Source organism: Geminisphaera colitermitum TAV2, from assembly GCF_000171235.2.
In the GTDB taxonomy this organism is placed as follows: domain Bacteria; phylum Verrucomicrobiota; class Verrucomicrobiia; order Opitutales; family Opitutaceae; genus Geminisphaera; species Geminisphaera colitermitum.
In genome coordinates, this window is the sequence record NZ_ABEA03000070.1 from 1 (window position 1) to 7,154 (window position 7,154).

At 62.2% G+C, this 7,154-nt stretch carries 7 protein-coding genes; 4 read left to right on the plus strand and 3 right to left on the minus strand.

The features are described 5' to 3' along the window. Together OBACDRAFT_RS07450 and OBACDRAFT_RS07455 are read left to right on the plus strand one after the other, a co-directional pair. On the plus strand, window positions 1-456 hold a 456-nt coding region (locus tag OBACDRAFT_RS07450), incomplete at its 5' end, for an indole-3-glycerol phosphate synthase TrpC (RefSeq protein ID WP_043584285.1). Window positions 457-561: 105 nt separating this feature from the next. Further along, window positions 562-1,956, plus strand: coding sequence for a hypothetical protein (locus OBACDRAFT_RS07455; protein WP_043584286.1), 1,395 nt, complete (start codon window positions 562-564; stop codon window positions 1,954-1,956). A gap of 196 nt (window positions 1,957-2,152) precedes the next feature. Here the strand turns inward: OBACDRAFT_RS07455 and OBACDRAFT_RS07460 are convergent, their stop codons facing one another. The 3 genes from OBACDRAFT_RS07460 to OBACDRAFT_RS07470 form a co-directional block, all read right to left on the minus strand. Next, a complete protein-coding gene (locus OBACDRAFT_RS07460; RefSeq protein WP_081721881.1) occupies window positions 2,153-3,247 on the minus strand; it encodes a deoxyhypusine synthase family protein in 1,095 nt (364 codons plus the stop codon). A 78-nt stretch (window positions 3,248-3,325) separates the two neighbouring features. Next, window positions 3,326-4,348, minus strand: coding sequence for a transglycosylase SLT domain-containing protein (locus OBACDRAFT_RS07465; protein ID WP_232766794.1), 1,023 nt, complete (start codon window positions 4,346-4,348; stop codon window positions 3,326-3,328). A 185-nt stretch (window positions 4,349-4,533) separates the two neighbouring features. After that, window positions 4,534-5,130 carry a Fur family transcriptional regulator gene (locus OBACDRAFT_RS07470; protein ID WP_081721882.1) on the minus strand — a complete coding sequence of 199 codons (597 nt, stop codon included), beginning with the start codon at window positions 5,128-5,130 and terminating at the stop codon, window positions 4,534-4,536. 162 nt (window positions 5,131-5,292) lie between these two features. Here OBACDRAFT_RS07470 and OBACDRAFT_RS07475 point away from each other — a divergent pair, with 162 nt between their 5' ends. Both OBACDRAFT_RS07475 and OBACDRAFT_RS07480 read left to right on the plus strand, forming a co-directional pair. Continuing rightward, window positions 5,293-5,739 (plus strand): Minf_1886 family protein, encoded by a 447-nt coding sequence (locus tag OBACDRAFT_RS07475; RefSeq protein WP_043584289.1) that lies wholly within the window; start codon window positions 5,293-5,295, stop codon window positions 5,737-5,739. 125 nt (window positions 5,740-5,864) lie between these two features. After that, the coding region (locus tag OBACDRAFT_RS07480) for a M16 family metallopeptidase (RefSeq protein WP_043584292.1) at window positions 5,865-7,154 on the plus strand (1,290 nt) is incomplete at its 3' end.

Consider the following 7,154-nt stretch of genomic DNA (forward strand, 5'->3'; position numbering starts at 1 on the left):
CCCCCCCCCCCCCCCCCCTGCATTCGCAAGGATTTCATGGTGCATCCGCTGCAAGTGCTCGAAGCACGCGAAGCCGGTGCCGCCGCCATCCTCATCATCGTGCGCGCCCTCGACGACCACGACATCGCCACGCTCTTCGCCGCCGCCAATGCCGCCGGACTCGATTCGCTTTTCGAAATTCACAACGAAGCCGAACTCGAACGCGCCACCCGTCACGGCGCCCGCATCATCGGCGTCAACAACCGCGATCTCGCCATCTTCAAAACCGACCTCGCGCTCAGCGAACGTCTCATCCCGCTCTTCCCGCGCGACGTCGTTGCTGTAAGCGAAAGCGGTATCCACACCGCCGCTGACGCCGCCCGCGCCCGCGCCTGCGGAGCCCACGCCATCCTCTGCGGCGAAGCCCTCATGCGCGCCGACGACCCGGCGGCGCTCCTCGCACAATTCCGCGGGTAACGACATCGCAATCCGCGTCCGAATTGGGGCCCCCCCTTCCCCCCCCCCCCCGGCGCGGAAAACGAACGTTGAACAAAAAGGCGGCGATGTTGTCATTGCCGCCTCATGCAAACCCGGCGTCCCCTCAACCCTTCGCCAGTCGCCTCCGCCGCCGCGCCCGGGCGAACGCGCGAAAGCCGTCTCCTTCGCCTCTCGATCAACCTCAACATCACGCTGGCCGGAGTGGCCCTGTTGCTCGGCATCGTGCTGGTAAAAAAACACTGGGCCGCCAGCGACGCAGACCCCCGCGCCGCCGCCGCCGTGACCAAAACCGTCTCCGGCAAAAAAAATCCCGCGCAACGCAAACCCTCCACAACCTTGTCCCGTTCCGACGCCACCCGCGCCGGACTCACGCGCACCGACTCGGTTTTCCTCGACGCCATCAACACCGGCGACGCCACCTCGCTCCTGGCCACCCTCCGCAAAACCGGCATGGACGAGGCGGAAGTCCACCAACTCGTCCGCGTCGCGGCCCAGTTCAAACTGATCAGAGAACAGCGCGAAGCGATGGATGCGCTTTCAGCCAGCGTCCCTTGGTGGCAGGGCGCGCGCCCGCGCGACAATCCCGAATACTTGCAACTGCAGAAAGATTTTAGCCAAAAGCGCAAAGACCTGAACGCCGAACTCAACGCGCTTCTCGGCCCCGAGCCCTGGCGTGTGGAAAGCCTGCGCAGGCAATTCCCGTTTCTGTCCGCCGAAAAGATCGACCAGATGCTCCAAGTCCAGGCCGACTACGGCGAGTTGCGCAGCAGCAGTTGGGAACAGACTGGCGGCTTCCGCACCGCCACCGACAAGGGCGGTTTCGATCTGCTGAGAACCGAGGAAAAACGTGACATGGAGGCACTGCTCGCCCCCGACGAACGCGTCAAATATTACGCCGCCCAAAACCACCGGCTGCGCAACGACGCCACGCTTTACAACCTCTCCGAAAGCGAAGTTCTCCAACTTGGCGCCTTGCAAAAAACCTTTGAGGAACAATTCCCCTCCGACGTCAAACCTGCCAACGATGCCGAGCGCGAGCTTCGTCGTCAGGCCCGCGCCCAACTCGACGCCGCCCGCGACGCGATCCTCACCGACGACCGTCTCGACAAGACTCTCGTTGCCAGGCGCACGTCTGATTACAGTCTGCTCGAACGAGCCGTGGAGCGGTTCAATTTGCCGGCTGAAACTCCCGCGCGTGTGTTTTCTTTGCGCGACGAGGTTGCTCAAAAATCCCGTCAAATCGCCTCCGATTCGTCGCTCGACGACAAGGGCAAGAAGGCTGCTCTTGCGGCCTTGGCGGGCGAGACTCGCGAACGGATTCACCGGACTTTGGGTGGTGAGATCGCGAGCGCCTATTTCGACAATAATGGCATGGACTGGCTCAAGGAGGTTGAGAAAGGCAAGAGTGTCGAATTCGACAAAAAGAGCGGCGAGCCCAAGACGCGTCCGCTCCCGACCCCGCCCAAAAAGAAAAAATGATCCGGGGGGGGGGAGTGGCGCGGGCGTCCCGCCCGCAGTAGGGGCGTCGCTTGCGACGCCCGCGCCAGCCGGACAGATTTACCGAATACCAGAAGAGCAGTCGCAGGCTGAAACGCAGGCCAAACGCAGTCGCGGGCTTCGCAAGCGAAGCCCCTACAACGCAGTGGCGCGGGCGTCCCGCCCGCTTCACGTCACTTTACTGGCCGAGCACCCAGGCGAAGATCAACGGGGCGACGATGGTGGCATCGCTCTCGACGATGAACTTGGGCGTGGAGGCGGCGAGTTTGCCCCAGGTGATTTTCTCGTTGGGCACCGCGCCGGAATAGCTGCCGTAGCTCGTGGTTGAATCGCTGATTTGCGAGAAGTAACCCCACAGCGGAACACCTGTGCGTTCGAGGTCTTGGTGCAGCATCGGGACGACGCAGATCGGGAAGTCGCCGGCGATGCCGCCGCCGATTTGGAAAAAGCCGATGGAGCCTTCGCCGGTTTTGAGCGTTTTGGCGGTGCGGGTGTACCATTCGGCCAGCCATGCCATGTATTCGATGCCGCCGCGCACGGTGCGGGCGTCTTGTATCTCGCCTGTCACTACACGGCCGGCGAACATGTTGCCGAGCGTGGAGTCCTCCCAGCCGGGGACGATGATGGGGAGGTTTTTCTCGCACGCGGCGAGCATCCACGAGTTTTTCGGGTCGATCTGGTAGGACTTCCTCAGTTTCCCCGAACGGATGATTTTGTACATGAACTCGTGGGGAAAATAGCGTTCGCCGGCCTTGTCGGCCTTGACCCACTCCTCGGCGACGACGGCTTCGATGCGACGCATGGCCTCGGCCTCGGGAATGCAGGTGTCGGTGACGCGGTTCATGTGGCGGTCGAGCAGCGCCTGTTCGTCGTCGGCGGTAAGGTCGCGGTAGTGGGGCACGCGCTCGTAGTAGTCATGGGCGACGAGGTTGAAAATGTCTTCTTCGAGATTGGCGCCGGTGGAGACGATGGCGTGGACTTTGTCCTGGCGGATCATCTCGGCGAGTGAGAGGCCGAGTTCGGCGGTGGACATGGCACCGGCCAGGGTGACGAGCATTTTGCCACCCGCTTTGAGGTGAGCTTCGTAGCCCTTGGCCGAGTCAATGAGGGCGGCGGCGTTGAAGTGACGGTAGTGGTGGGCGATGAATTGCGAAACCGGTCCCTTTTTGGCGGCGATTTTCTTGTTCACGTCCTCGGTGCGTTGCGTCTGGCGCTTCGCGGATTGGAGAACGCGGGCTTTGGTTTTCGTGGCGGCTTTGGCTTTGCTTTTCATGGAAGTCAGAAAGGGTTCGGAAAAAAACCATCAGCAAACTCCCGTCCGCACGCACGCCAACAACAAAGCGCGACAAGCTCACGGCTGGCCCGGCGCAGGGAGTGCCAGCGGATCGACACCTTCGCGGAGTTGCACGGTGGCGAGAACGCGGGGCACGTACATTTGCGTCTCGGCAGGAAGCGCGCTGGCGATGGCCGCAAACGTCCGCTCGTCCGGCTGCTCTTGTTTGGCGAGCAGGCGCGAGACGCGGCCTTCGCCGGCGTTATAGGCCGCGAGCGTCAGCGGCCAGGAAGCGAAGCGACCATAGAGGCGGCGGAGGTAACGGGCGGCGGCACGCGCATTTTTGTCCGGCTGCACGCGCTCGTCCTCGGGTTTAAGCGACAGTCCGAGTTGTTCCGCGGTGGCCGGCATGAGTTGAAAAAGTCCGCGCGCTCCCACCGGACTGCTTGCCTCGGGGTTCCACGACGACTCGACCTCGGCCAGCCACACCCACTGGGGCGGCACGCCCTCGGCGACAAAGATCGCCTTGGCGTCGTCCACGTAGGTCTTGGCCCGAACGGGCGCCGGACGCCCGGCGAGACGGCGCGTCCAAGCCCCGCGATCGCTGACGATCACACGCGCCTTGCGCTCAACTTCACCGGCGGAGAGCGGCGGCACTGGCGATGGCGGCAAGGGCGCGCCAGGCCGGGTTGGCTCCTGTGCGCGGGCACGAACGAGAGCCTCACTGGCCAGATCGAGGTAATCGAGCCGGGCCAGCAGCCAGTCCGCCCAAGGCTGCACCCATTCGTAACGGCGCATTTCTTGCAACACCGCCTCGGCCTGCGGACGGAGCTGGGCAAGTTCGTCGAGCGAGCCTTCATGCAAGGTTCGCTCGATGTGCATGGCAGTCGAAGTCTCCGCCTGCTGTTGCCGTGAAGTTGTCTGCGGCGCTGGTTCGCCCGCAAAATGTCCGCGCACGGACTGGTACATATCCGCGACATCGTCGGCGGAAACGAGTTCGTAGTCCTGCATGTTCAGGGATTCGCATCCGGCAAGAAAGGCGAACAACACAAACGGCAGAATACGGAAAAACGACAAGCGATGGCGAAAGGCGTAAGGCACAGCGAAAAAAAGGAGACAGGAGACGGAATAAAAATGCGCCCGCCCCACTCCTGCCAAACGACTACGACACCGGGAGGAATGACAAGCCCGCAAAAATGCGAAAAAAAACACCGGTACCTTTGAAGGACACCGGTGTTATTCAGTATCCGGGCCGCGCGGGGAAAGGCAGCCCGGGCTGGGCGACGTTACACGCTGAGGGAAGAGGGTGCAGGGATGGCCGGGCTGGCTCCGCGTCCAAGAATTTCGGTCGCTGGCGTTGCGCCGGCGGCATCACGATGTGATCCGGCCTGCGGTACGCGGGCGAAAAATTCCAGCATGTGCGTGACGTTAGTGAAGCCGCGGCTTTCCAACATGCGCTCCACTTTCCCTAGCAGAGTGCTGATCTCAGCCGTCGTATCGGCATCGAGTGCGGTGATCTCGTTCGTGTCCTTGTTAACCACGTGATAGATGGTCTCGGTACGATCCGTGAGCCGGTAGAGGCTGGTGCCGTTGTGGAAGAAACTACGCTTTACCAAGCCTATTTCTTCAAATGCACCCAGGCAGCGATAGACCGTCACGAGGTCGCACGAGTGGCGGTTAAGCTGCTCGAAGATATGCTCGATGCTGACGGGGGCTTCGTGCTGTGTGAGCACATTGATAATGGCGATGCGTGGCTGAGTGATCCGGAGACCGGATTGCCTGAGTCGTTGGCATGCCGCTTCCAAACGTTTTTCCGGGTCAGTCGTGGTAGATACCCCGGTCACGTTTGCCAGTGGATGGTTGGTTTGAGTGGATGCGATCATGTGGTGTCAGGTAAACACCTTACCTTGAGGTTTGTTCAAAATACAAACCGGAAAATGATCTTTTTGCCATTTGGAGGCGAATATTTTCTACTTTAATCGAAAACATACGGAGCGGTGATTGCGCTGTTACGGCAAATGCGCTCAATCTAAACTCCATTTTCCATGGCCGAGCTCGACATCAATCAAGTCATTGACCTCATCCGCAAGGAGGATTCCCGCTATCCAAAAACTGCGTATCTCTTTATCCGTGAAGGCCTCGACCAAACGGTGAAACAGATCAAGCAGAAGGATTCGGCACGCGCCCAGCGTTCGTTGCACGTGTCGGGACGCGAACTCTCGGAAGGACTGCGCCACTTCGCGCTCGATCGTTTCGGTCCCATGGCCAAGACCGTCCTCAACGAGTGGGGCATTCGCAAATCGGATGATTTTGGCGAAATCGTTTACAATCTCATTGATTACAACGTGTTCAGCAAAACAGACACCGACCGCCGCGAAGATTTTGCCTCGGTGTTCGACTTTGAGGAAGCGTTCGTAAAACCCTTTCTCCCCGCCTGCCGCCAGCCCGCCAGACGCCCCAATCCCACGAAAACGCTGAATCCTAAAACCTGACCCGTGCCGCAGATGCGCAGCCATCAAAAGGCACAACAGGTGCAGGAAGCACAATGCCTCCTTTTTGCGCCATTGGCAGCGTGTCCCTCCCCTCCCCCCCCCCCCGCCTTCCTCTACATACCATAATGCCCACGCCATCCCTCCTTGCCACGGCTGACCGCCGGATGCTCGAAACCTTCTGGAACAAACCGGTCCACCGCACCGTGCTCCCCAATGGCGTCACCGCCATCGTCCTCGCCGACGACTCCGCCCCCGTCGCCTCCGTGCAAGTGTGGGTCAAGACCGGCAGCATCCATGAAGGCCCGCTTCTCGGCAGCGGCGTCTCGCACTTCCTGGAGCACATGCTTTTCAAAGGCACCACGCGCCGCGCCGGACGCGCCATCTCCGCCGAGATCCAGGCGCGAGGAGGCAACCTCAACGCCTACACCACATTTGACCGCACCGTTTACTACGCCGACCTGCCCGCCGAGCACATCGACACCGGCCTCGACGTGCTCGCCGACATGGTCCTGCACTCGACCCTCCCCGACGACGAATTCACGCGCGAACGCGACGTGATCCTGCGCGAGATCGCCATGACGCGCGACGACATGGACGGACGCCTCGGCGAGGCGCTCTTCGACACCGCGTTTCGGGAGCATCCCTTCCGGCATCCAATCATCGGATACAAAGACGTTTTCTCCTCGCTCACGCACGCCGACCTCGTCGCGTATTACAAAGGCCGGTACGCCGCCAACAACCTCGTTGTCGTCGTGTGCGGCGACGTGGAGCCGGCGGCGGCCCATGCGCTCATCGAACAAAAATTCGGCTCCGCCCCGCGGGGCCGCCTCACCCCCGCCCCCATCGCCGGCGAGCCCGCGCAACTCGCGCCCCGCTCGCTCGATCTTTTCGAGGACGTGGAACTGACCCGCGCCGGCCTCGCCTGGCAGGCCCCCGGACTCACCCACCCCGACTCACCCGTGCTCGACCTGCTCTCCATGATCCTCGGCCACGGCGACAGTTCCATCCTCTGGCAGGCGCTGCGCGAAAAGAAACGCCTCGTCCACTCCATCGACACGAGCAACTGGGCTCCCGGCGCCACCGGACTGTTCTTCGTTTCCTTCACCTGCGACGCCGACCAATGCGCGACGGCCACCGCCGCCGTCCACGCCGAACTGCGGCGCGCGCTCACCTCCGGGCTCACCCACGAGCGCCTGCTCCAAGCCGTGCGCCAGGTGGTCGTCGGCGAGATCAACTCGCGCAAGACCATGTCCGGCCAGGCCTCGCGTCTCGGCGCCGCCGAAGTCGTGGCGGGCGACATCCACTTCAGCCGCGCCTACTTCGAACGTATCGCCCGCGTCACTACAGCCGACCTCCGCCGCGTGCTGCGCGCCTGGCTGCCCGCGGGACGCGAAACAACCGTTTCGCTCAACCCG